Origin of the sequence: Sporosarcina sp. FSL K6-2383 (assembly GCF_038618305.1) — a bacterium.
Lineage (GTDB): Bacteria > Bacillota > Bacilli > Bacillales_A > Planococcaceae > Sporosarcina.
Genome location: NZ_CP152017.1, coordinates 3,472,766 through 3,496,483 on the forward strand (window position 1 = coordinate 3,472,766; position 23,718 = coordinate 3,496,483).

Genomic DNA, 23,718 nt, shown 5'->3' on the forward strand with positions numbered 1-23,718 from the left:
TCCTTCTTTGTTTTTTACCGACTAAATACACGACCAATTAAGATCATATACAGTACGGAAGAAATCGAGAAAGCCAGTCCACCGACGACTGTAAGCGTCGTGCTATCTATCAAAATAGCCGCGAATAACACGAACAAACAGAATGCGATAGTAATAACACCCATACGCACTTTCTTATCATCCAATAAATCAGCCATTAATGGAGTTCCCGGTCTCCCTGCTAGCTTGCCAAACTTGTGTGTCCACCATAAAAACGGGATAATTTTCGACACATAACAAAGGATTGTAAACGATACCCAGCCACCTAGATAAACCCATCCTACTAAAAGCACCATTTTCGGGTGCAAAAGTTGGTTTGGAAATACAACTGTGTAAATAAGCAATGCACCTATAAAAAGTAAAAGAAATTGCGCAGCATAAACCGACCATCGAATGCCGTGACCTGGATTTGGCTTCACTCGATGTTTTTTGATTTGAAGTAAGTGGATATTATAGAAAACGAGAGCAAGCGTCACAAAAAGAAGCGCGAACCATGTTGTCCAAAAACCTCCGCCTAGCAAGAAAGACACCGCCCCAAATACGATAGCAGTGTTCCAAGTAATCAAAGTTGCCCATTGCAAGCGAGTCGGATAATGGTGAGCCAAATAAAACATCGGTAGCATTTTATAGCTGAAACCGGTAATGAGCATACCAAACCAACCGAGCGTCCCAAGCCAAATATGCGCCTTCAATAGGCTCTCATGCAGGGCAGTTCGATTTCCAGTATAAAAATTAACGCCCATCCACATACCGATAAGCCCTGTTAGCACTAAATACAAAACTGCACAAGCCGCACTAATCGTAATGGCATCCCATTTGCGGGCTCTCCATAAGGTAACTCCGATATTAATTGCAAAAAGAAATATTCCTATAAAAGCGAGTGTTGCAAATCCAGCAATGTATATCGTCTTAAACGATACAAAACCATACAATAAGCCAGAAAGACCAATTGTGAAAAATACATAGTGTGCATAGCCAAGCCTTTGACTGTAAATAGTAGACTGTAAAATAACATTAATCAGCTGATATACGGCTCCCATCGCCAACATCGTAGCCCATCCAAGAACAAATAAATGTGTATAAAACCAACCACTTGGCCCTCGTAAATCATGTTGAAGCCAATCGAACAGCGTTAGGATGGAGACACCATGAAACAAAAAGAAACCAATTATCCCCGTAATGATAAAGAAAAATGGGAGACGAAACATAGTCCTCTCCCCCTTACACCTTATGGATAGTTACTTTTGCCGAACCATCTGACTGCTCATCTACACTAAAAGGACAGCCAAGGCGATTCAATTCCTCAATCAAAAAAACGGGCACTCGATCATTGTGAATCTTCACTTGATCCCCCGGATGACTGCGGTCCAAAGCAGCTAATGTACGCATCATTGGTTGTGGAGGCTCTAGTCCACGATTATCGAGTGTAATCGTTTTGGGTTCTCGAGCAACCGTCTCCTCACTAGAGAACTGAGCTGTAGAAACCAGCTCGTCCTCTGTTGAAGAGTCCTCTATATCCAATAGATGTTTGTATTTTTTATTGACAAAAGAAACAACCCAATGGTCTTTTTCTTTGCGTTCAACCTTATTCACAAAGCCCTTCATCTTCAACACACCTAATAATGGCGTCGGTTTGAACGTTGCGTGGAGTACGAAAATATCTCCCGCCTCTATCTCCATCACCGTATCCATAATTAGCTGGAAAGGCTCCAGCTTTTTGTTCAAGTGAGGACGCACATCTAATTCTACAATTTTCGTCGTTTGCTGATTCACAATGAATCATCTCCTACAAATAGTAGTCACTTAAGATACAGATTTTTTTGCTTCATCATATAAACTTGCCATTCCACCATACAGTGAGTAGAAGAATGCATCGGGCGCATCCAAAGAGAATGTTTTGTACTGCTTAGGGTCGATGCCTAGTACGTTTTCGAATAATTTTGCTGTATCCTCGAACGCATAAAAACAATAATGCGTAAAGTTGAAAGTCGGCATTTTTTCGAAAATCGTAATGATTTCACTCGCAAACTTATCTACTTCACCAGCAGCTTGCTGCACCATTGAAACAGCATCCTCTAAGGACAGTTCAATTTTCAGTGTCTTGTCATCGATAACGTTAACTTTTGCCATCGCCAATCAACTCCAGACATGTTATAGTTTTTCAATTTTCACCTGGAATGTATCAGGACCTTGTTCAATATATTCCCATGTGTATTTCCCTTCATGCATCGAATCGAACTGAAAACGCAAAGGAATCGGATCATGGTCATTGACAATCAACATTGTCTCAGATGGATTTAACTTATTAAATGTTTCAAAAATGGTTTTATGCTTAAGATGCGGCGGATATTCTGGAACCTTTACTATTGCTGTATATTCACTCATCAACTATTCCTCCTAGAATTTTAATTATTGTAATATATAAATTGAACAATTGAATACATGTTGTTCCGTGTGCAGGCGCCTTAAAGGGGTAGCCTAAGCGGGATTAAAGGTATTCTTTAGTTCAGCTTATAGAGTAAGTATAAAGTTATTCACGCAATTATTCTGTGATGTATATCACAAATTCAAGATTATTTTTTACAAGGTTTTTGTTTAGTATCATTTATGAATTCTGCATCACTCGACTAAACATACGTTCAAATAGCCTATGTAAATGAAGCTGTGTATGATGCGATATTATCTTTGTGCAAAGCAAGCTCATGCATATCTATCAAATATTCGTCAAAAATAATCGCATTTAAGTATGAATATCGTTGAAAAATGAAGTGTGTCATGAAAAAGAGGCCCTATTCCAATGTTTTCGAAGAAATAGGTGGCATGCTTCTTGCAAATAATATAGGTGTACACGAAAAACATAATTCTATGTTTTTTTCATAGAATTAATAACCACATAAAAAAGGGAGGAGGAATACAAATTGACAACGATCATGCTTGTCTGTTCAGCTGGAATGTCGACTAGTTTACTAGTCAAAAAGATGGAATCCGCTGCAAATGCAAGAAATCAAGATATTAAAATCTTTGCTGTTTCAGAGTCGGAAGCCAAAAGACACTTCGAAGAAATTGATGTTCTACTGTTAGGACCACAAGTACGATTCTTAAAAAAGAAAATCGAAAAAGCTCTTGAAGGAAAAAACATTCCAGTTGAAGTCATCGATAGTATTGACTACGGCACGCTGAACGGTGATTCCGTCCTAACAAAAGCACTTGCATTACTGTAATGGAAACGCCTCATCTTAGTGGGGTTTAGAGATCAGATTGGGGGAATTCGGTGAGTTAACCGATTTATTGATCTCTATCATTTATTATCGCAGTATTCTATCAAGCATTCCGTTTTCCTAATTCATTTTTTAAAAAACAAGGGGGATAACTAGGTATGAATAAATTTATTGAAATTGCTGGCCGCATAGGGGCACAACGGCATCTGGTCGCTGTTCGTGACGGCTTTGTCTCCATCATGCCATTAATGATTTTAGGTTCAATGGTTATACTTTTCAACAACTTGCCAATTGACGCTTACCAAAACTTCATGGAAATGATTTTTGGCGGTGATGAATGGAAACAATTCGGTGGATCAGTTTGGAATGGTACATTTGCCATTGTAGCGTTACTAATTGCCTTCACCGTTGCCTATCAGCTTGCTCGCTCGTATGACAAAGACGGTCTGTCATCCGGTGTGGTCTCACTCGCTTCTTTAATAACAATTACGCAATTGTCTCCTACAGACGGAGGAATTCCTTTAGGTTGGGCCGGTGCACAAGGTCTATTTATCGCACTGATTGTTGCACTTGTTTCTACTGAAATTTTCACGAGACTACTCGGTAACAAACGCTTGATCGTGAAAATGCCTGCCAGTGTTCCACCAGCAGTTGCAAAATCGTTTGCCGCTTTGTTCCCTGCAATGATTACAATAAGTATATTCGGGCTCATTAAAGTATTCACGCTCGTTGGCGGAATGCCTGATATTCACCAAGCATTCTTCGACGCACTACAAGCACCTGTTTCAAAATTGGCAAACACACTAGGTTCAGCCGTTTTTGTTGCATTAATCATCCACATCCTTTGGTTTTTCGGACTTCATGGCGGAAATATTTTAGAACCGCTTATGCAAGCGATTTACTTACCTTCTATTGAAGCGAATGTAGCAGCATTTGCAGCAGGCGAAGAAATTCCTTATATTGTTACAAAATCATTCTTTGATGCTTTCATGTATCTAGGTGGTACGGGAGCTACACTTGGTTTGATTATTGCGGTGTTCATAGCAGGGCGGCGTCATAAGCATTATCGAAATGTCTCCGGACTGGGATCAGCACCAAGTTTATTCAATATTAATGAACCTATTATATTTGGTTTCCCGTTGGTTTTAAATCCTTTGTTAATTATTCCATTTATTTTAACGCCTGTTATCCTAGTAATTTTTAGTTATATCATGATTGCAACGGGGGTTGTTCCAAAAACGATAGCCTTTATCCCCTGGACGACACCACCGGTTATTGGCGGATTCTTAGCCACTGGATCGTGGCAGGGAGCTGTTTTGGCTGCAGTGAACTTAGTAATTTCAGTCCTGATATATCTACCATTTATTAAAATTGCAGAGCGAATAGAATTGAAGAAACTTGAAGGGGAATTAGCAGCACAAAAAAGAGACGTCGCGTAAATGAATATATTTCAACTAGATGATGAACCATACTCTTGAATAGGAAGTAGTGATGAACATGGAAGAACAAGTCATGCAGATTATTCTCCATAGCGGCAATGCAAAAAGTACAGCTTTTGAGGCTATCCAAGTTGCAAAAGAAAATGATATTGAGCAAGCAAATAGACTACTTGAACAAGCAAATGATGAACTTAGCAATGCACATAAGGTGCAAACCTTTTTAATCCAATCTGAAATTCGTGGCGAAAAGGTGGAAACTTCGTTACTACTCATTCATGCACAAGATCATCTGATGAATGCCATTACATTTAAAGATCTTGCCGGTGAGTTTATAGCATTATACGAGAAGGTGAATCACTATTCCATAAGCTAAACTAGTTTAAGTGCAGTTGGGGGATTTTAGTTTATTCAATAATTTCTCCCTTTCCACTTTTCTCTAAAATAATGCATCTTGGGAAAAAGAGTTTTTACAGTCACTACAAGCATTACCATGTCCTCATCATTGCTATTATTACATGATGGATGAAATGCTAATTGAAGATAAAGAAGCAGCAGAAATGAATGGCTTGATCCAACAAGTAAAAGCTTTTGAACAATCAACAATTGAAGCTGCCGTTACGGGCAATACAGTAAAAGCTATGCTTGCCTTAACGACTAATCCGTTTGTTCCTTCCAGTAAAGTGGCCAAGCTATTGCTACTTGATTTACTTGAAACCAACCAAAAATACCTACCGCAATTTACTAAATAGGAGTGGTGTACATGAGAAATCTTGGCATTTCAATTTATCCACAACATGCTACAGAAAAAGAGTTCGTTGACTATATGGAAAAGGCTAGTGCTTATGGCTTTTCACGCGTCTTTACATGTCTCATGTCTGCTAGTGATGATAAGGATGTCCAACAGCTACAGCAGCTATTAAAAAAAGCAAATGACCTTGGCTTTGAAGTAATTGCTGACGTCAGCCCAACCGTTTTTGAAGATAAAAATCTTTCTTATAAAGATTTGTCTTATTTTAAAGAACTTGGCTTATCAGGGTTACGACTTGACTTAGGCTTTTCGGGATTAGAAGAAAGTGTCATGTCCTTCAATGAACACGGCTTGTCCATCGAATTAAACATGAGCCAAGGAACAAAATATCTGGAACAAATTCTTTCCTATCAACCTAACAAACAGCAGATCATCGGCTGCCATAATTTTTATCCACGATGTTATACGGGACTATCAAGAGAACATTTCCTCAAATGCTCTGCACAATATAAAGAAAATGGTATACGCACAGCAGCCATGATTTCTTCAAAAGATGCGGCATTTGGACCATGGCCTGTACAAGAAGGTCTCCCTACTCTTGAGGAACATCGTGGTCTAGCCATTGAAGTTCAAGCGAAAGACCTTTTCCAAACAGATCTCATTGATGATTTGATTATTGGCAATATGTTTGCTTCCGATGAAGAATTGAAAAGTCTATCCTTGCTCAATCGCTACTTATTAGAGATAACAGTCGAGTTGAAAGAACAGACAACTGCAGTTGAGAAGGAAATTATCCTTTCAAGCAATCACTTCAACCGTGGAGATGTCTCGGCTTTTGTGATTCGTTCAACGCAAAGTCGGGTTGATTATCATCAAGAGGATTTCCCGGCTCATGATATAGAACCAATCACACGTGGTAGCATCACGATTGATAACAATGGTTATGAACGCTACAAAGGTGAACTCCATATCGCGCGCAAAGACATGGACAATTCAGGAAACACTAATATTGTTGCGACCATTGACAAGGACGAGCAATTTCTACTAGACCATGTTCACCCTTGGCAGAAGTTCAAATTGATCGAAAAATAATCAATGGCGGTGTCGACCTTCGTTTTCTTCAGGTCTGACACCGCCATTTTTAGGAAACGGATGATAGATAGTCATTAACGATTCTTATGTTAGAGGAAAGAAATACTGCCTAGCAATGACTCCATCCCATTGTCGTAGCACTACACACCGATTACTAAAGAGTCTAGTCCATTTGAAACTGTTGAACTGTTGATTGTAGCTGTTCTGCAAGTGTCGATAAGTTTTTCACAGATTGTGATTCCTGATAGATCATCGCTGCCTGTTCCTCGCTTGCGGAGGATAATTCTTCAGACGCTGTCGCAACATACCCTATTCCGTTCGTCACTTTTTTAATACTGGCGTGAATCTGATCTACTAATTGCGTACTACTCAATACAACAGTTTGAGTAGACATTGATTTATCGAAAATTTCCTCAATAGCTGTAAAAATCGTTTCAAATGAATGGCCAGACTGTTGCACTAAATTTTTGCCAATACCAAACTGCTCAACACCGTCGCGCAAGGCAAAATGCGCTTCTTTTATATACTGTTGGATTTCTTCTAAAATAACTTTAATGTTATCGGCTGCCTGTTTCGACTGATCTGCCAAGTCCCTTACCTCTGTTGCCACAATCTCAAAACCTCTACCATGTTCGCCAGCTCTTGCTGCTTCAATACTAGCATTTAGTGCCAATAGATTAGTTTGATTAGAAATCCTCAAGATTGTTGAAATAACTTCTACTGTCGTTCTCGATTTCTCCGTCAGCAGTTCAAATTTCCCCATCGCATTTGTAATACCTTGACTCGTGGCACCCATCTGTTTTGTCATCTCAGTCATATCATTTTTCCCTTGTCTTGCAAATTGAATCGATTTTTCCGATTGTATTTTCGCTTCAAATGCATTGTCTCTCACTTTTTCCATGCCCGTTTCAAGATTGCCAATTGCCTTTGAAATAACTGCTGTTTCTTCTACTTGCCTCTCTGACTCAGCCGCCAACTCCAAAGATGATTTTGCAATCATATCTGTTGTCTGTGTCTGTTCTTCCGAAGTAGCTGCCAGTAATTTGGAGGACTCAGCTAATTGTTTTGATGAGTCCTTTACTTGTAATAAAATAGTCAATAAACTTTGACGCATTTTTTCAAAACTGTACGCAAGTTGACCTATCTCGTCTCTCATATGTGTATCGATGGACGATGTTAAATCGCCGCTAGCAAAGGCTTCTGCCTGATTTCTCAATTGCACTAATGGGCGAACAATTCTATTTGCAACAAAGAGTGAAATGATAGTAGCGAGTATAAATACAGCAGCACCTACCTTCACAATAATCCACACTCTCGGCCAAGTACGGTCAGCTACGACTTCACCATGATAATCTACTCCTAAAAAACCTATAATTTCATTTTTATCATTCAGGATTGGTGAATATCCTGATATCCGTTTACTATTTTCGAATGTGTAAACCTTTGAGTACATCGGCATTTGGTGTCCCATAGTAGTTGTTGCCTCAATTGCCCTATCGATTGCTTCGTCATAATGGTAGCCATCGCCTGCTTGATAACCTTGATTCTTTAATCGTTCATCTACTGCTAGCAAAGTTGCCTTTCCATCATCCACCGATAAGATAAAAGCGTCTTTAAACCATGTTTTTTTATTGATGAATGCAGTTATTCCGTCTTCAAGTTTTTTTAAAGTTTTATCATCTTGTGGATTGTTCTTGATCGCTTCAACATCTTGCCAATCCACAATTAGCGTTGCAACATTTGCACAGCCAATGAGTTCCATTCCTACCTCATTCTCAACAGATTTATAATTAACGAAATAACCAAATATCGACATCAGTAGCGTACATAAAAAAACCATAGATAGTACTAATAGTAAAATTTTAAAGCGTAGGCCTTTCAAGTAATCCCCCCTAATAGATTCCCCTAAAATGAATACCTCAATTTTACTATTACTTAAATAACTCAATTGTGATAAAAATCACAATCATCTGAAGCTGATCAAGTTAGAAGGTAAATACACCCGACATAAAGCACGTCTATTGATTAAAAAATAAACCATTTTTAGAAAAGTGTTGACATTCAGAAATAGGAAATGTTATCCTATAGTAGTTAGATACTCAAATTAGAAATGGAGGTGCGGAAGATGACTACATTTAAAATTTCAAAAAGTAATTGCATAGTAATCCCGTGCCAAACCGCTAATTATTTTTCTGTAAATAATTAATACGGAACGGCATGTTCTGCCGTTCTTTTCCTATGAGCACACGCTTATGTAAAGAAGCGTGTGCTTTTTTGTGTGCTTTTATCTAAATTCAGCCAAGTCTGAATTTAGATAAACGTCTCCGAACGCAATCATGCCGAGGCATAATTGATAAAGATCTGGTGTTTTCACGCATTGCGTGTTGCATATAGTAAAAAATAATAAGAAAAGGAGTGCTGGTGATGATGAACATGAAACAGCAAAGAAAGTTATTAAAAAAGGAATCTCTCGAAAGTGGATAGCGCCAATCGGGGAACGGAAATCCCCAATTGGCAAAAGTGATTCTATGAGTTGAATTGAAAAAACAAAAAATTGAAGGAGGAAAACAATATGATGATTGCAAAAATGAACGGTAAACGGGTTAGTAAATTAGTAGAGAAAAATAAATCGGAGTCGCCAATACACAATTTAGGTGAAACTTGGCTAACAGAAATGGTGCTAGCCACACCTTAACAATAGAATTGGACTTCTCCTTAAGGAGAACAATAATGTATAACATTAATCATGATTATCTAAAACAACGGATAGTTGATTTACAACAAGAGGCAAGACAAAATGAATTAGGACATCACTTCTTATCTAGGATAAAGAAAAGCCAAAAACCTTTTTTCGAAAAAAGTCTTGTATTATTTTACACACGCAAATACAAGCTGACCTTCAAAATTGGTATAGACAAATTAACATAATGAATTTCAAAAAAAGATCTCTATCGCGTGTGAGTACACATGCGATAGAGATCTTTTTTAATCGTTCATATTCAATAAATCCCCTATAAAAGCAGAATTTAAACCCGCAGTGAAATCACCATAAATTCCACGGATATTCGTTTGGCGGTTGTGATTGTACCTCGATGATTTCCTTTGTTGTTGGGTGGACAAACTCTAGCTCATGCGCCCATAAAGCGATTTGCTGTCCAGGGCGATTCACTTGTTGTCCATATTTTTGATCCCCATAGAGGGGGAATCCAGTTGCAGAGAGCTGAACGCGGATTTGGTGGGAGCGACCGGTATGGAGGCGAATAGACAGAAGACTTAATTGTTCTGTGCTGCTAATGACTTCGTATTCAAGTACTGCTTTTTTAGCATTCGCATGATTAGCTCGGACGGTAGACACTTTATTTTTCTTTGTATCTTTAAAAAGATAATGCTCCAAAACCGCCTTTTTCTTCTGTGGTACTCCTCTTACAACAGCTAAGTATGTTCGTTCCAACTCTCTTTTCCGTAAAATATCCGATAATCTAGAAGCAGCCTTCGACGTTTTGGCAAACACCATCACCCCACCGACAGGTCGATCCAATCGATGCACAAGTCCCAAATAAACATTACCTGGCTTTTCATATCGAACTTTTATATCTTCTTTTAATAACGTCAATAAGTCTGCATCACCGCTCGTATCCTCTTGCACTGGTATGTTGACAGGTTTTTCAACTAGCAACAAATGATTATCTTCAAATATAATTGGTATTTTCATAATGACTCCTTTTTCGCAGGTAATAGACTAGGAGAGAATTGTCACCCAACTAGTTAAATTGTATTATACTGAACTCCATGCTGGTAAGCCAATATTTGATAGAGCCGTTGTAGTTATACCTGAAGATAACCATTTTCGCACCCAATAAAATGTCAAATTTAAAAGTTAAGTGAGGTCTAGTTTCAAAATATAATTTGACAACTTTGTGAACATTGCTGATAATAGCAGTACGAGGGAGTGAATGAAATGGAATCTAAATCGACTATGCTAAACATCGTTAGGTTTACTGGGGGAACGATACTTGCCATCGGAATTTCTATTTTTTTATACGGCTTTTTTATTAGCGATTATAGCGCAATTACAGGTATCGGAATCGGTACAATTATGGGGGCTATCTTCATTTTTCTCATGGGGGTATTCTTTGTCGCAACGGAAGAAATGCAAGATAAAACGGATAAAGGAATACGTATTATTTAATAAAAAAAGGAGCGCCAATGGCACTCCTTTTTTTATTGAATTACTTACATATCCCAAACCATAATTAGTAGTGTACCGAAGATGGTGACAAGAGCTATCGCAACTCCATAATAGATGTTTAGATAGATCGCATGCTTATCCTCTGTCTCACCGGCATGCATGAACACCATGAGTTGAACTGCTGCTTGCACGAATGCGGTGACTAACAGAATCGTCATCCCTACCGCAAATGACACATCTAAAAAATAGACCGTCAGTGCAGCTGCCGTTAACACCATTGAAAACACAAAGCCCATTACCTGTTTACGCGGGAATAATTCACTCATGTTACATCATTCCTTTCAAATAGATGAAGCTGAAAATAAAGATCCAGACGACATCTAAGAAATGCCAGTACAATGAAAAGATGAAGGCTTTATTAGCCGTTTTAGGCGTCAAACCATGCTTTTTCACTTGTAAGATGATGAATAATCCCCAGAACAAACCTAGCGCAACGTGTGCTCCGTGTGTTCCAAGTGTCGTCAACAGAATCCCTGTGAAGGCACTCACTTGCAATCCTGCCCCCACATGGACATAATGCGTAAACTCATAGATTTCCACACCGAGGAATGCCAGACCGAGTAACAATGTGATTCCAAAGAATATCATCATAGCTTTCTTTCGTCCAAGACGCATTGCATGTACCCCAAGCCCAATTATAAAGCTACTGGTCAATAGCAAAATCGTCTCAATGAGAACCGGTGTAATTTCAAAAATCTCTACCCCGGTTGGCCCATTGGCAGTACGGTGCTCTAGCGTGAAATATGTTGCGAAAAGAGTTGCAAACAGCATCACTTCAGCGCCAAGGAAAATCCAGAATCCTAAAATATTCAACTTATTTTGTTCTGTTTTATATTCAAGCGGAAGTGAATTATCTATTTTCATCTGTTAACACCTCGCTATCTTTTTCTGTTTCTTCGACCTCTTTAACTGAAATATAGTAGCCATCATCCTTTTCAAATGAACGATGTGCTAAGCATGCGAAAATCGCAATAGTCGTAATGATAGCTGGGATCCACATACTAAAGATGAATGAGAAGCCCCAAACAAAGAAAATACAGCTAATGATAAACGGCATACCGCTATTATTTGGCATATGAATCTTGTCAATTTCCCCTGTAAATAACGGTTGGTTCTTTTTCTTATGGTCCCAGAATGCTTCAATTGAGTTGACATGTGGTGTTCTCGCGAAGTTATACGATGGAACCGGGCTATGTGTTGCCCATTCAAGCGTACGTGCATTCCACGGATCTGAACTGATATTGCGCGAAGCATAGCGTGTACTGTGATAGATATTGTAAACGAGTATCGCAAAACCAATTGCTAGGACAATTGCTCCAGCAAAGGACAGCAGATTCAATGCTCCATAGCCAGTCGCTTCCGAATACGTATACATCCGGCGCGCTTGCCCATCCAATCCAGTAAAGAACATTGGGAAGAACGTGACGTTAAAGCCAACCGCGATAAACCAGAATGCCCATTTCCCAATTTTCTCACTCAACATGAAACCAAACATTTTTGGCCACCAATATGTCAGACCTGCCAACATTGCAAAGACAACACCTGGAATAATCGTGTAATGGAAATGCGCAACTAAGAACATCGTATTATGATATTGATAGTCGGCACTGGCCATACCAAGCATAACTCCGGTCACTCCACCAATTGTAAAAATCGGTATGAACCCTACCGAATAAAGCATTGGGACCGTAAATTCAATTTTCCCTTTGCGCATCGTTAGTAACCAATTAAAGATCTTGATCCCGGTCGGAATCGCAATCGCCATTGTCGTGATTGAGAAAATACTATTCGTCAGTGGTCCTTGCCCCATCGTAAAGAAATGATGCGTCCAAACTAGGAACGAGAAGAATGAAATAATCACAATGGAAATGACCATTGATTTATAACCATATAGGTTACGACGTGAGAAGGTCGAAATAATCTCACTGTAAATACCAAAAGCTGGTAGTACAAGGATATAGACCTCTGGATGTCCCCATACCCAGAACAGGTTGGCCCACAGCATATCCATCCCGCCATTAGTCATCGAGAAGATATGAGTACCAAATAGCCGATCCATCGTCCCCAATAACAGCGTAACCGTCAGAACTGGGAATGCGAAAACAACAATGGCATTTGTAATTAAAGCAGTCCATGTGAACATCGGCATCTTCATCAACTTCATACCAGGTGCTCTCATTTTAAAAATTGTCGCCATGAAGTTAATTCCAGAGATTAGCGTACCAATACCGGCTATCTGAATAGATAGCAAATAATAGTTGGTTCCGACAGATTGGCTAAAATCATTCCCTGCAAGTGGGAAATACGATGTCCAACCAGCGTCTGGTGAACCACCGACGACGAATGAGATATTAAATAACATCGCCCCCATAAAGAACAGCCAGAAGCTAAGTGCGTTCAAGCGAGGAAACGCTACATCGCGCGCTCCAATTTGCAAAGGTACAACGAAGTTCATCAGCGCATAGATAAATGGCATTGCCATAAAGATAATCATAACAACCCCGTGCGTTGTAAAAACCTCATTATAATGCTGGGCATCTAGCAATATGTTCTCAGGTACAGCCGTTTGTGCTCGCATCATAAGTGCGTCTACGCCACCTCGGAATAGCATAAGCAGAGCGGCGATTAGATACATAATCCCAATCTTTTTATGGTCAACTGTCGTCAACCACTCCCGCCATAAGTAACCCCATTTTTTAAAATAGGTTAAGCCAAGAAGAATCGCAATTACAGTAAGACCGATGGCCACCATAGCTGCGTAAATCGCCGGGCTCGGATGAGGTATGGCAAATCTATCAAAGTAATTCATACTTTTAGAACTCCTTTCGTAAAAATGAAAACTTGAATTTTTACAGCTTATCAGTCGTTATTCATGCACGTGGCTTGATTCATGAGCAGAATCTTCTTCCTCTTCATGCCCACCATGATGTCCTTCTGGGGCAGGTGAGAATTCCAAGTGAGTGCCATTGTAAGTGGAACGCCCAAGATGTCCTGGTAATAGTAACTCCTCAAACTTCTCTTCCGTCAGGGTTTCAGCATTTGCTTTGACATCCTCTACCCATTTGTCGAATTCCGCTGGCGGCATGGCTTCTACATCGAATATATTTTCAGCGAAGCCTTTTCCAGTGAAGTTAGAGTTTCGTCCCATATATTCACCTGGAGTGTCGGCAGCTAAATGTAATGTCGTAATCATGTCCGACATCGCATATTTTTGTCCTCCAAGTTGTGGAATCCAAAATGCTGAAATGGGTCCGTAGGAGTACAATCTAAATTCCAACGCCCGATCTGTCGGGATATACAAATAGTTCACCGTTTCGATATTTTCCTCTGGATAACTAAAATGCCATTTCCAATCTGAAGAAGATGCATAGACAATCAATGGCTTTTGGTCCTCATAGCCTTTTGGAGTCGCCTCAACTTCATAGACTGATTTGACTGTCACGATTGACAAGAAAATAATGATTAGAACTGGAATCCCAACAATAATCGCTTCAACAATTGGATTTCCCTCGATATGTGGGGGTTCATAATCTGCGCTTTGTTTCGAAGCGCGATATTTTATTAACATGTAGAGCAGCATACCGAAAACAACTACGACTACGAACGCCATCGTCGCAATTGATATCCAAATAACATCAGCAATTGTTTCGGCTTGCGGCCCTTTTGGATCCAATACCATGACTGGTTCACAACCAGCTAACACAGCAAGAAGGCCAATCACCAAACTTAAAAAAGCCCATTTCATTCTCATGGAAATACCCCTTTCTTTTGTTCTCTATAGATAGAATTGATATTCAAAAAGTATTGTTACAGGGAAATCCCTTAGTTCAAAATTAACCTTAATATAATAAAATCGAGAAAACAATTTTCCGAGTCACACGTCACAAATTGTTCACCACAAACGCGTCACAAATCGTTCATATAACAGGGTTTTATTGGTCATAAATCATTTCATAATTTGCGATAATTTCATTAAAAAGTAAAGTAATATATTATTTATAACTTATATACAATCTGTCCTTTATAATAGGAGAATCAAGCACTTCCCTTTATAGTAGAAACTCGTTTTATTCATCTTTTATTTCCATACGAAAAATAAAAAAACACCCTTCTAGTTAAGAAAAAGGTGTTTTACATTGTAAAAAAATTAGTTAGATATCAAAACAACTTAGCTTTGTTTTTCCATTAGGCAACTAATATGCGAAAATCCATAACTGATTGTCGGAATTAATTACTTTGATATTTTTCATTAACACTAATTACCCTCGATTTCCAGCTTAGATTGAGGATTTGATTCCACTAGAATATCTTCAATTGATACGCCTTTCTGATCTTTTTCTAGGCTCTCCTTTTGTTGCTCGCCCCCATCCTCATCAGAGGTCCTTCTTATATACTCTGTCACAAGGTGAATATATTCACTGTTCGTAGGCTTGGATCTAATTTCATTTATGTCATAACCAAGAATCGTGAAGATGGAGTCCCCACTTCCCCGTTTCCATGACACTTCGATTGCATGTCGAATGGAACGTTCCACTCTACTAGCAGTCGTATTATTCTTTTCTGCTATATGTGGATACAAATCTTTAGTAAGTCTCGATAGTAGCGAAGGCTCTTGATGAACCAACGTGATCGCTTCTTTTATATAGTTAGAGCCCTTAATATGGTCTGGTACTCCAAGTTCACGAACGATGGAAGAGACTTTTGGATTTATCTCAATGTTACGGTTAGCGTTATTGTTTGATCGTTTTGGCTTTTTCTGCTCATTCGTTCCCTTTATCTCTTTTCTTTTAAAACCCTCGAAATAAGAGTACTCCGCCAAGTCACTAATGAGTTCTACTATATATTCGTGATCGTTATAATCAATTGCTTTTTGAATTCGCTTGAACGTTTTTCCGATTTTTTCTTCTACTGCTTTATTCACTTCCATGTAAATAACCTCCAAATATTATTTATCTCCAACGGAATAAGCTACTTGCATCCCGCTATCATTTGATCCTAAATGGGAAATTAATTATGAGATTCTTAGGTAACAGTTTATACATAATTATACACAATTGAATAGCTTACAGTATCGGTTAAGCGAAATTTAAGGGAGGAGATTAACTTTGGCGGAAAGAAGAAATAGGAGATTTCGTTTATGTATTTTGCCTGGCTATAATTGGTGTGGACCCGGTTGTAACGGACCCGGAGCGCCTATCAATGATGTCGATGCCGCCTGTAAAGCACATGATGACTGTTATCGTAGAGGTAGACATGCATGTGAATGTGACTATGAATTTCTCGAACGCTTACGTCCGAAAATAAACCCCTGTACACAAAAAGGTAGACACGCTCGTCTGCTTTATAATTATATGAGATTACAATCACGTATTACTTGCAGATTTTTTAACCGAGATGACAATCACTCAAACTATTAAGCATTCATCTGGATCTTATAAAGGTGGTGAACTTTTACTGAATTAAGTAAAAGGTTTATAAAATAATAAGTACCTGACTCTATAAACCCTTGGAGTCAGGTACTCATGCATTTTTAACGGTTTACTTCAAATCGAATATATGTCCGATCATCGAAGGAGCGATTGCCTTTTTGCAATCCCTTTGATGTTTTAAATTGTCGGAAACAAAGTGGATCGGTTGCAAGCAACTGGCTCAAAGCTACTTCAGTTTCAGCCAATGTCTCTTTGATGATTGGATAACCATCTGAAGCAAGGATCATTGTCTCTGCGTTTACAGGGACTTCAATAATCTTGACTCGAGAAAAATCCACATCAAACCCATTGATTACTTCAAACCCAAACTGATTATCTTTGTCATTTTGCAAATAGTATTGCTGCTTAATTAACGGTTTGATATAGTCCCATCCCGTATCATGCTCCATTAAATCCTCAAGGGTCTTCCCCTTTTTTAACTCTGTTTCTAAATACATCGCCCGCGCGTTGGCTGTAATTGCATCAATCGGCTTATCATTCGTATATAAACGCCCGTCAATCATACACTGTGAATCGCCTATCTGCCAGACCTCATGATAATATCGACTATAACAAATTAAACAAGCGGTCGGTGCCATCCAAGCGTTTTTTTCAATTTCCTCTGCCATACCAAATATCTGATAACGTCTTTGCAAATTTCCATTGATTTGTGCAATTAAATCAACCAACGTCACATCTTTTTGTACACCAAGCAACGTTTCCTGAATGACTTCTGCTGCAAACCTTCCAGGCGCTTTTCCTTCGATCAACCGGTCCGAGATATTCGTTGCCCCGTCAATCACTGCAACAAAATCAGGAGTGATGACGTACAGATCCTCGCACACTTCTGGTCGTCCAACCTTACCTTCATTCAATAATTCCACCATTGAGATTGTCATTCATTCATTACCTACTCTCTATTCTCATTAGCGCGAATCAATTGCTTCCACTCCGCTTCATCTTCACGCTTCAATAAGTGTCCGCTAGCTTCTAAACTTTCAAGAACAATTTTTTGATAATATGGAAAGTGCCGATAATGCCTTTGATAAGACTCACTTTGGATTATATTAATATTTGCTGGAATTGTAGAATTGGCTACTGCAAATGTGTTTAAGTGCTCTTTTTCTTGAATATATTGTAAAAATCGCTTCTTATATTCTGTGCTTTGATCATTTTTCTTAAAGACAATTAATCCATTGCCGTTTGGAATTAGCTTTTTCGTTTCAATTGGAAACGGCATAACCTGCCACTTAAACTTACTACCAATTAACTTTTCAATTAATTGCAGCTTATTTGAAGAGCTAAGTAAAATTCCTCCTTCACCATTAATAAAATCAGTTAGAGCTAAATGATTCTGGTGAAATAGAAATGCCTCATTATCTTCAATTAACGCTGATGCATTCATAACACTTCTTTGCGTATCTATGTTCATTAAATACCAAGGGTACAGATTATCTGCATTTACGATCCATTTAAATTTATGATTCGTGCTTCCAGATAGCTCTCTCGCTAATTCGAACACAGCCGGAAAACTGTCCAAAAAGTCTACCGCAAGTTGACTTTTTGATAGAAGTGCCTCATTGACAAATAACAACGGTACTTCATAGCTAATTGGCATTGCCCATAAATCATCAGCATATTGGAATCGTTTTTTAATCGCAGCTGGGAGCTCCTTTTCATACTCCGGTGATAAGTAATCCGTCACAGGAACAATTGCACCTGATTCAATCAGCGGAAAAATTCCATACCATGAGGGAATCTCTGCATAATCGGGTGGATTACCTGCAGACTGGGCTGCATAAAGTTCCTCTACTAATATGTTTGGATTTTTCACCAATTTGGTAATGACTTTAACGGCAGGATTTTCTTTTTCAAACTGCTTCGCAAGTTCGATCAACTCATGAGAATATAACCATAAAGTAATTTGATCATTATTCACAATCTCTTGATCAATCGTATTTTCCGGTTTTAAAGAATAAAGGAAAAATACACAAAGAAATAAGATCCCTATACTAATGACCAAAAATATCTTTTTCAATGTGATTCCTCCTATATTCGTTCGCTGAGTCAAGTTAAATCGGAATTCCCTTTTTCCCAGAAATAATCGTTACAATAATGAGTGATACGATCGTACTTAATGATAGAATCGTAGCGAGTGCAGCAGCTGTTCCAAAGTTTGCTGTGAACACCTCACTGTAGATTGCAACTGTGATTGTCGCAGTTGCACCGGCATATAAAACAATTGTAGAGCTTAGCTCATTGATGGTCGTCACCCAGCTTAAAATCGCACCTGATAGAACACCAGGTAGCATGAGAACAGCCGTTGTTTTAAAAAATGTCTTCATTGGTGGAACACCCAAACTAATCGATGCTTCTTCCACACTTTTATCAATTTGATGCAAAATAGCTGTACTAGACCGCATCGTATAGGGTAGTTTTCTAATGAAATAGGCAATCACTAAAATAATCCAAGTACCCGTTAGCGCAAACGGCGGTTTATTGAATGCAATGATTAAACTAATTCCCAACACCGTCCCTGGTATAACATAAGGAATCATGATCAATGTGTCTAGGAGAGCCGTTATCTTTGAACTTCTTCTGACAACAACATAGGATAATAATAGACCGGCAATAACCATTAAAGCAATCGCCACGCTGGCATATGTAAACGTATTTACAATCGCTTTGGGTACCCGGTAAAGTACTTCACGATAACTATCCAAACTAAACTGATTCATAAATACAGGCCCATTCGTTTTTAAAAACGAAGTCGTAATGACAGTCGCTTGTGGTATAATCGATACCCCAACAACAATACCAACATAAAGTAATGCAAAAAACTTTTGCAATGGCTTTAATTTAATCAGTGCCGGTGGTCTCATCGAACTCATCGTGAACGTTTTACGTGATACTAAGTAACGTTGCAAAAATAAGATACTCGTACTAACAGTAAGTAAAATCATACTAAGCGTACTGGCCATCGCCGGGTTTGAACCCATTTCACTAATGAATTGCTCATACGCTAAAATAGGTAATACCTTTATTCCCTGCCCCATCAACATCGGAGTACCAAAATCAGCAAATGAAGCCATAAACACCATCAATGCCCCTGTAGACAACGTTGGGAATATCAACGGAATTGTGACTGTTCTCATTTTCCCCCAGCGTGTACTCCCCAAACTTTCAGACGCTTCCTCCAATGAGGAATCTATCGTCTTCAATGCTCCCGATACATACAAATAAATATGTGGATAGAATTGAATCGTAAACACCCAAATCATACCATGCAAACCGTAAATAGACTTTGTATTCAAACCAATCCCATGGAAAAACTGAGTTAAAAAACCATTATTTCCAAGCATTAAAATCCATGAATAAGCACCAATAAATGGTGGAGAAAGCAATGTCAAAATGATCAGGATATGAATTGTTTTCTTAAACGGTATATCAAACCGTGCCATAATATAAGCCATTGGCAGTCCTATACAGATGGCAAAAATAGTGGCTAATGTACAAACAAATAAACTATTCGTTAACGCACCATAATAATATTTCAACGTAAAAAAGTCTTTATAGGTTTCCAATGTAAATGAACCATCTTGGTAGAAACTGTTAACAAAAATATTAAACAGTGGATATACCAAAAATAAAAGAACAAATAAAAAAGCTAATATTGTTACTAGATTCCAAAAATCCCATCGAAAAATCTTGTTTTTTCTAGACTTACGCACTTGTTTTTCCATGGAGATTCAATGCCTCCTCCCCATCCTCCGAATAAATAATCGCTTCTTCCGGATTAAGATACAATTCGATTGCGTCACCTAAGTTCATTAAATCGCGATAACTGACAGCGTGTTCATGAATGCTAATCATCTTACCTGAAGCAAGCTCTACGCTATACTCTACTTTCTCACCAAGAAACACAGCTTCTTTAACTGTTCCTCTGATAAACATATTTTCTTGCTGCTTAGCAGACTTTTTGATTATAATTTGTTCGGGTCTTACACTAAAAATCACTTTTCCGACATACGGCTTGTCGAGCACAATTGGATAATCGACTCCTTCAACCCGTATTGTTGACGCTTTCGTTAACTCAGCTTCTAAAAAATTTGTTGATCCGATAAAATTAGCAACGAATTTATTTTGTGGGCGTAAGTAAATTTCATGCGGTTTACCTATTTGTTGAATGATTCCGTTTTTCAAAACAGCAATTCGATCTGAAACAGCAAGCGCCTCTTCCTGATCATGTGTTACGTAGACAGTTGTAATATTGAGTCGCTTCTGCAACTCACGGATATCTGAGCGCATTTTCAAACGTAACTTAGCATCCAAATTGGAAAGAGGTTCATCCATGAGCAGCAAACCTGGATGAATGACGACTGCCCGCGCAAGTGCAATCCGCTGTTGCTGACCACCACTCATTTGAGCTGGCTGTCGATCCTTAAATTGAGTAAGCTCAACCATTTCCAATGCTTCCATCACACGACGTTGAATTTCAGCTTTTTTGATTTTCCTTGCTTTCAAACCGTACGCAACATTATCAAAGACGGACATATGCGGGAAAATAGCATAGCTTTGAAACACCATTCCAATGTTTCGATCATGCGCGGGTAAATCGTTAATACACGTTTCTCCAAAATAAATATCGCCTTCATCTTGACGATAAAAACCTGCCAACGCACGCAATAATGTCGTTTTCCCACATCCACTTGGCCCAAGCAATGTGAAGAACTCTCCCTCTTGAATATGGATGTCAGCATTATTAACGGCCTTCATATCTCCAAAATATTTTGTCACTCCATCAATTCGAACGTCAGTCACAATAATCTTCCTCCTATCAATTGCGCCTCGGCGTAATTGCGTTAGGATTTTGAATTGCGCGCAGCACAATTCACACCCTTCAAAATCCTTAACATCCGCCGGAGGCTTAACTTGAATCAGCAACTGTATTTGTACTGAAAGCAAAGCGTCAGTACAGGGAGTTTGAACTCCCTCTGATTGAAATGCTTTTCTGTCATTCATCCAGCACTTATAGAAGTGGGAACTTCTGCTGAATCAAGTTAAACAAAGAAAGAATCGTTTACACCAACGATTCTTTCTCCTTTACCTTCCATAAACAATCACATTTCTACTTTCTTATTTACCTATAATGATATCTTGAAACTTTTTCATAACATCGGCTTGATTGTCTGCTGCCCAGCTAAAATCATAATCTACAAGTGGAATATCCTTAGAAGGAATTAACCCTTCTGGCGCAGCCACATCGTCAAGAATAGAACGTCTATTAAATTCCTTCACAATGATTTCTTGAACATCTTTACTCGCTAAAAAGTCTAAGAATTGTTGTGCATTTTCTTCGTTTTTAGCTCCTTTAATTAATGCCATACCATCTGGAACAGCGGAAGTCCCTTCTTCTGGGTACGCCACATCAACATTTGCACCACCAGAGATATAACGGTAAGCAGCTTCTTCCAACGTCACACCAATTGGGAATTCTCCATCCGCTACACCTTTAAAGACCATACTTGAGCCGCCCAAAACTTTACCATCTAAATTAGCAACAAAATCTTTAACATAATTCCAGCCGTCTGCTCCATCATCTTTATTCGCAAATAACATCGTTACAAGCTGTGTATACGATGAACCTGATTTCGCAGGGTCAGCATATGCAATTTTCCCTTTCCATTTTGGATCAAGTAAATCATTCCATGATTTCGGAACTTCATCTTCCTCAACCATGTCTTTGTTGTACATGATGACCATTGGTAAAGCAGAAAAACCGGTCCAAGATCCATCCCCACTCTTATAAATATCAGCAATTTCGGCATCATTGGATACTTTATATGCCTCAAAATTGTCTATAAAAGCAGCTAATGACTCTGCTCCACCACCCCAAAAAACATCACCTAAAGGATTTCCAGACTCAGCTTTCACTCGATTTAGTAACTCACCTGTACCGCCTGTTACAAGCTCCACTTCAATTTTTGTTCGGTCTTGAAACTCTTTTACAATAGGGTTAATAATCTCGGCTTGGTGCGGCGAGTAAACTGTAACTTTTGTTGATTTTTTAGTTTCCGTCTTAGTTTCTGTTGTAGTTTCTGACTTGTCTTCAGTCGCTGTCTTCCCATCCTCTTGACCGCATGCTGCAATCACTAGCGCAAGTAATCCAACTAACATAAAAAATATTAACTTCTTCAATCATTTCAACTCCCTTTCTCTTAATGTAATTCTGCTTTAATTATAACGACCGTATGAAAGCGATTACAATGAGGTATAATTTCCTTAATGTTCAATATATTTCGCATCCCAAAAAGGTGAGTCCCTTTTCAGCAGGTACTCACCTTTTTCTTGCCTCTACTATTTTTTCTTCCTTGGCCAATTTCCTATATAAGGATGGCGTCATACCAACATGCTTTTTAAAAATTTGGCTGAAGTAGCGTTGATCTGTATAACCGACTGCCATACTTACTTCATTTGTTTTCATTAACGAATACTCCAGAAGATCCTTAGCTATCTTCATACGATAATCCGTCACATATTCAATGAAGTTTTTGCCTGTATGTTGCTTAAATATCCTACTAAAATAACTGTCCGAGATATAAAATTTCGTTGCCAAAGATTGTAGTGTAAGCGATTCTTGATAATGCTCTTCGATATATAGAAACACCTCCTCCATATTAATTGGAGAATGCGAATGCTCATAAAACAAACAGCCTTGCTCTCGACTAAACTTCAGTTGCTCTTTCACCATTAACGCTTGTTTGTATAGGCTGTGAAGATCCTCACAATTGTTGGAGAAAGTGCTACAGCCACCTATAATTTTATTATTCATGAATAACCCATCCAATTGCTTAAAAAATAGTTGTTTTTGTTGAGCTTCTTCAACAAATACAATACCTTGCCCCAAGCTTTTAATCCCCGGTTCCTGTATCTGCAACGAGTCTGCGGATTCACTATCCCAACAAATAACCCCATATTGCCCACTTAACCCGTATTGCTCAAATAACAGCTTGTCGGCTTTTAACTCCCCCCGAATCACTTTAAGGAGATAGCTGTTTACTTTTTCTTGTTTGTCCTGTTCCTCCACCTTCACTTGGCAAACAAGGCGATTAACGATTTCTATTAAATCTGCGTCCACAATAGGCTTTAATAAGTAATCATCCGCACCTATTTTCAAAGCTTTTTGTGCATATTCAAATTCGCCAAAACCCGAAATAATAATGGATTTTAAATTCGGATTCAACTCTTTGGCAACACCAATTAATTCAAGTCCATCTACTCCCGGCATTCGGATATCTGTAACTAGTAAATGAGGCGACTCCGTTTTGATTAAAGCAATTGCTTCATGGCCATCAGCAGCCGTCCCCACCACCTCTATCCCTAATGTAGTCCAATCAATGCCATATTGAAGACTTTCACGGATCAGCCATTCATCATCTGCAATCACCATTCTTAGCATAACTTC

At 38.7% G+C, this 23,718-nt stretch carries 26 protein-coding genes; 9 read left to right on the forward strand and 17 right to left on the reverse strand.

Going from position 1 to position 23,718, the window contains the following annotated elements:
- Positions 1-14: 14 nt before the first annotated feature.
- From MKZ10_RS17590 to MKZ10_RS17605, 4 genes are read right to left on the reverse strand one after another with little or no spacing between them, the layout of a single operon-like run.
- Positions 15-1,247, reverse strand: a complete 1,233-nt coding sequence (locus MKZ10_RS17590) for a hypothetical protein (RefSeq protein WP_342506371.1) — start codon at positions 1,245-1,247, stop codon at positions 15-17.
- A 13-nt stretch (positions 1,248-1,260) separates the two neighbouring features.
- Positions 1,261-1,812 carry a DUF2249 domain-containing protein gene (locus MKZ10_RS17595; protein ID WP_342506372.1) on the reverse strand — a complete coding sequence of 184 codons (552 nt, stop codon included), beginning with the start codon at positions 1,810-1,812 and terminating at the stop codon, positions 1,261-1,263.
- A gap of 30 nt (positions 1,813-1,842) precedes the next feature.
- Positions 1,843-2,169 carry a hypothetical protein gene (locus MKZ10_RS17600; RefSeq protein ID WP_203248586.1) on the reverse strand — a complete coding sequence of 109 codons (327 nt, stop codon included), beginning with the start codon at positions 2,167-2,169 and terminating at the stop codon, positions 1,843-1,845.
- Between the two features lie 21 nt (positions 2,170-2,190).
- Positions 2,191-2,424, reverse strand: a complete 234-nt coding sequence (locus tag MKZ10_RS17605) for a DUF2249 domain-containing protein (protein WP_203248585.1) — start codon at positions 2,422-2,424, stop codon at positions 2,191-2,193.
- A 533-nt stretch (positions 2,425-2,957) separates the two neighbouring features.
- Here MKZ10_RS17605 and MKZ10_RS17610 point away from each other — a divergent pair.
- The 5 genes from MKZ10_RS17610 (at position 2,958) to MKZ10_RS17630 (ending at position 6,536) form a co-directional block, all read left to right on the forward strand.
- Entirely contained in the window at positions 2,958-3,260 is a 303-nt protein-coding gene (locus tag MKZ10_RS17610) for a PTS sugar transporter subunit IIB (RefSeq protein ID WP_342506375.1), read from the forward strand.
- Between the two features lie 155 nt (positions 3,261-3,415).
- The gene (locus MKZ10_RS17615) at positions 3,416-4,696 is read left to right on the forward strand and encodes a PTS sugar transporter subunit IIC (RefSeq protein ID WP_342506376.1); all 1,281 of its coding nucleotides are present in this window, start codon (positions 3,416-3,418) and stop codon (positions 4,694-4,696) included.
- Positions 4,697-4,748: 52 nt separating this feature from the next.
- Complete coding sequence (locus MKZ10_RS17620; RefSeq protein ID WP_342506377.1) at positions 4,749-5,069, forward strand: PTS lactose/cellobiose transporter subunit IIA; 321 nt, start codon at positions 4,749-4,751, stop codon at positions 5,067-5,069.
- Between the two features lie 154 nt (positions 5,070-5,223).
- Entirely contained in the window at positions 5,224-5,445 is a 222-nt protein-coding gene (locus tag MKZ10_RS17625) for a hypothetical protein (protein ID WP_342506379.1), read from the forward strand.
- Between the two features lie 11 nt (positions 5,446-5,456).
- A complete protein-coding gene (locus tag MKZ10_RS17630) occupies positions 5,457-6,536 on the forward strand; it encodes a MupG family TIM beta-alpha barrel fold protein (RefSeq protein ID WP_342506380.1) in 1,080 nt (359 codons plus the stop codon).
- A 163-nt stretch (positions 6,537-6,699) separates the two neighbouring features.
- On the opposite strand, the gene MKZ10_RS17635 is transcribed toward MKZ10_RS17630, so the two are convergent.
- Positions 6,700-8,418, reverse strand: a complete 1,719-nt coding sequence (locus MKZ10_RS17635) for a methyl-accepting chemotaxis protein (protein ID WP_342506381.1) — start codon at positions 8,416-8,418, stop codon at positions 6,700-6,702.
- A 690-nt stretch (positions 8,419-9,108) separates the two neighbouring features.
- On the opposite strand from MKZ10_RS17635, the gene MKZ10_RS17640 reads away from it, so the two are divergent.
- Both MKZ10_RS17640 and MKZ10_RS17645 read left to right on the forward strand, forming a co-directional pair.
- Positions 9,109-9,231: a hypothetical protein gene (locus MKZ10_RS17640; protein ID WP_342506383.1), complete on the forward strand. Its 123-nt coding sequence runs from the start codon at positions 9,109-9,111 to the stop codon at positions 9,229-9,231.
- A 35-nt stretch (positions 9,232-9,266) separates the two neighbouring features.
- Complete coding sequence (locus MKZ10_RS17645; protein WP_342506385.1) at positions 9,267-9,464, forward strand: hypothetical protein; 198 nt, start codon at positions 9,267-9,269, stop codon at positions 9,462-9,464.
- A gap of 115 nt (positions 9,465-9,579) precedes the next feature.
- On the opposite strand, the gene MKZ10_RS17650 is transcribed toward MKZ10_RS17645, so the two are convergent.
- On the reverse strand, positions 9,580-10,248 hold the full coding sequence (locus MKZ10_RS17650; protein WP_342506386.1) for an RluA family pseudouridine synthase: 669 nt from the start codon (positions 10,246-10,248) through the stop codon (positions 9,580-9,582).
- A gap of 246 nt (positions 10,249-10,494) precedes the next feature.
- Between MKZ10_RS17650 and MKZ10_RS17655 the strand changes: the two genes are divergently transcribed.
- The gene (locus tag MKZ10_RS17655) at positions 10,495-10,725 is read left to right on the forward strand and encodes a hypothetical protein (protein WP_342506388.1); all 231 of its coding nucleotides are present in this window, start codon (positions 10,495-10,497) and stop codon (positions 10,723-10,725) included.
- Between the two features lie 44 nt (positions 10,726-10,769).
- Here MKZ10_RS17655 and qoxD read toward each other — a convergent pair whose 3' ends face one another.
- From qoxD to MKZ10_RS17680, 5 genes are all read right to left on the reverse strand, one after another.
- Positions 10,770-11,051 carry a cytochrome aa3 quinol oxidase subunit IV gene (gene qoxD / locus MKZ10_RS17660; protein ID WP_342506389.1) on the reverse strand — a complete coding sequence of 94 codons (282 nt, stop codon included), beginning with the start codon at positions 11,049-11,051 and terminating at the stop codon, positions 10,770-10,772.
- Position 11,052: 1 nt separating this feature from the next.
- Complete coding sequence (gene qoxC, locus MKZ10_RS17665) at positions 11,053-11,649, reverse strand: cytochrome aa3 quinol oxidase subunit III (RefSeq protein ID WP_342506391.1); 597 nt, start codon at positions 11,647-11,649, stop codon at positions 11,053-11,055.
- Complete coding sequence (qoxB, locus tag MKZ10_RS17670) at positions 11,636-13,594, reverse strand: cytochrome aa3 quinol oxidase subunit I (protein ID WP_342506392.1); 1,959 nt, start codon at positions 13,592-13,594, stop codon at positions 11,636-11,638. The genes qoxC and qoxB overlap by 14 nt, the downstream gene beginning before the upstream one ends.
- Before the next feature lie 57 nt (positions 13,595-13,651).
- The gene (gene qoxA, locus MKZ10_RS17675; protein WP_342506394.1) at positions 13,652-14,536 is read right to left on the reverse strand and encodes a cytochrome aa3 quinol oxidase subunit II; all 885 of its coding nucleotides are present in this window, start codon (positions 14,534-14,536) and stop codon (positions 13,652-13,654) included.
- Positions 14,537-15,040: 504 nt separating this feature from the next.
- Positions 15,041-15,712, reverse strand: coding sequence for a sporulation initiation factor Spo0A C-terminal domain-containing protein (locus MKZ10_RS17680; RefSeq protein ID WP_342506396.1), 672 nt, complete (start codon positions 15,710-15,712; stop codon positions 15,041-15,043).
- A 217-nt stretch (positions 15,713-15,929) separates the two neighbouring features.
- Here MKZ10_RS17680 and MKZ10_RS17685 point away from each other — a divergent pair, with 217 nt between their 5' ends.
- On the forward strand, positions 15,930-16,202 hold the full coding sequence (locus MKZ10_RS17685) for a phospholipase (protein ID WP_342510268.1): 273 nt from the start codon (positions 15,930-15,932) through the stop codon (positions 16,200-16,202).
- Between the two features lie 113 nt (positions 16,203-16,315).
- Here MKZ10_RS17685 and MKZ10_RS17690 read toward each other — a convergent pair whose 3' ends face one another.
- From MKZ10_RS17690 to MKZ10_RS17715, 6 genes are all read right to left on the reverse strand, one after another.
- The gene (locus tag MKZ10_RS17690; protein WP_342506397.1) at positions 16,316-17,152 is read right to left on the reverse strand and encodes a hypothetical protein; all 837 of its coding nucleotides are present in this window, start codon (positions 17,150-17,152) and stop codon (positions 16,316-16,318) included.
- Between the two features lie 11 nt (positions 17,153-17,163).
- On the reverse strand, positions 17,164-18,291 hold the full coding sequence (locus tag MKZ10_RS17695; RefSeq protein ID WP_342506399.1) for an ABC transporter substrate-binding protein: 1,128 nt from the start codon (positions 18,289-18,291) through the stop codon (positions 17,164-17,166).
- Positions 18,292-18,325: 34 nt separating this feature from the next.
- Positions 18,326-19,996, reverse strand: a complete 1,671-nt coding sequence (locus MKZ10_RS17700; RefSeq protein ID WP_342506401.1) for an iron ABC transporter permease — start codon at positions 19,994-19,996, stop codon at positions 18,326-18,328.
- Complete coding sequence (locus MKZ10_RS17705; protein ID WP_342506403.1) at positions 19,977-21,074, reverse strand: ABC transporter ATP-binding protein; 1,098 nt, start codon at positions 21,072-21,074, stop codon at positions 19,977-19,979. The genes MKZ10_RS17700 and MKZ10_RS17705 overlap by 20 nt, the downstream gene beginning before the upstream one ends.
- 315 nt (positions 21,075-21,389) lie before the next feature.
- Positions 21,390-22,451, reverse strand: coding sequence for an ABC transporter substrate-binding protein (locus MKZ10_RS17710; RefSeq protein WP_342506405.1), 1,062 nt, complete (start codon positions 22,449-22,451; stop codon positions 21,390-21,392).
- 139 nt (positions 22,452-22,590) lie between these two features.
- Positions 22,591-23,712 carry a response regulator gene (locus MKZ10_RS17715; RefSeq protein ID WP_342506407.1) on the reverse strand — a complete coding sequence of 374 codons (1,122 nt, stop codon included), beginning with the start codon at positions 23,710-23,712 and terminating at the stop codon, positions 22,591-22,593.
- Positions 23,713-23,718: the final 6 nt, after the last annotated feature.

Coding starts and splice junctions, on each gene's coding strand:
- MKZ10_RS17590 (WP_342506371.1), bottom strand. CDS start 1,247: ATGTTTCGTCTCCCATTTTTCTTTATCATTACGGGGATAATTGGTTTC.
- MKZ10_RS17600 (WP_203248586.1), bottom strand. CDS start 2,169: ATGGCAAAAGTTAACGTTATCGATGACAAGACACTGAAAATTGAACTG.
- MKZ10_RS17605 (WP_203248585.1), bottom strand. CDS start 2,424: ATGAGTGAATATACAGCAATAGTAAAGGTTCCAGAATATCCGCCGCAT.
- MKZ10_RS17615 (WP_342506376.1), top strand. CDS start 3,416: ATGAATAAATTTATTGAAATTGCTGGCCGCATAGGGGCACAACGGCAT.
- MKZ10_RS17620 (WP_342506377.1), top strand. CDS start 4,749: ATGAACATGGAAGAACAAGTCATGCAGATTATTCTCCATAGCGGCAAT.
- MKZ10_RS17625 (WP_342506379.1), top strand. CDS start 5,224: ATGCTAATTGAAGATAAAGAAGCAGCAGAAATGAATGGCTTGATCCAA.
- MKZ10_RS17630 (WP_342506380.1), top strand. CDS start 5,457: ATGAGAAATCTTGGCATTTCAATTTATCCACAACATGCTACAGAAAAA.
- MKZ10_RS17640 (WP_342506383.1), top strand. CDS start 9,109: ATGATGATTGCAAAAATGAACGGTAAACGGGTTAGTAAATTAGTAGAG.
- MKZ10_RS17645 (WP_342506385.1), top strand. CDS start 9,267: ATGTATAACATTAATCATGATTATCTAAAACAACGGATAGTTGATTTA.
- MKZ10_RS17650 (WP_342506386.1), bottom strand. CDS start 10,248: ATGAAAATACCAATTATATTTGAAGATAATCATTTGTTGCTAGTTGAA.
- MKZ10_RS17655 (WP_342506388.1), top strand. CDS start 10,495: ATGGAATCTAAATCGACTATGCTAAACATCGTTAGGTTTACTGGGGGA.
- qoxD (WP_342506389.1), bottom strand. CDS start 11,051: ATGAGTGAATTATTCCCGCGTAAACAGGTAATGGGCTTTGTGTTTTCA.
- qoxC (WP_342506391.1), bottom strand. CDS start 11,649: ATGAAAATAGATAATTCACTTCCGCTTGAATATAAAACAGAACAAAAT.
- qoxB (WP_342506392.1), bottom strand. CDS start 13,594: ATGAATTACTTTGATAGATTTGCCATACCTCATCCGAGCCCGGCGATT.
- qoxA (WP_342506394.1), bottom strand. CDS start 14,536: ATGAGAATGAAATGGGCTTTTTTAAGTTTGGTGATTGGCCTTCTTGCT.
- MKZ10_RS17680 (WP_342506396.1), bottom strand. CDS start 15,712: ATGGAAGTGAATAAAGCAGTAGAAGAAAAAATCGGAAAAACGTTCAAG.
- MKZ10_RS17690 (WP_342506397.1), bottom strand. CDS start 17,152: ATGACAATCTCAATGGTGGAATTATTGAATGAAGGTAAGGTTGGACGA.
- MKZ10_RS17700 (WP_342506401.1), bottom strand. CDS start 19,996: ATGGAAAAACAAGTGCGTAAGTCTAGAAAAAACAAGATTTTTCGATGG.
- MKZ10_RS17715 (WP_342506407.1), bottom strand. CDS start 23,712: ATGCTAAGAATGGTGATTGCAGATGATGAATGGCTGATCCGTGAAAGT.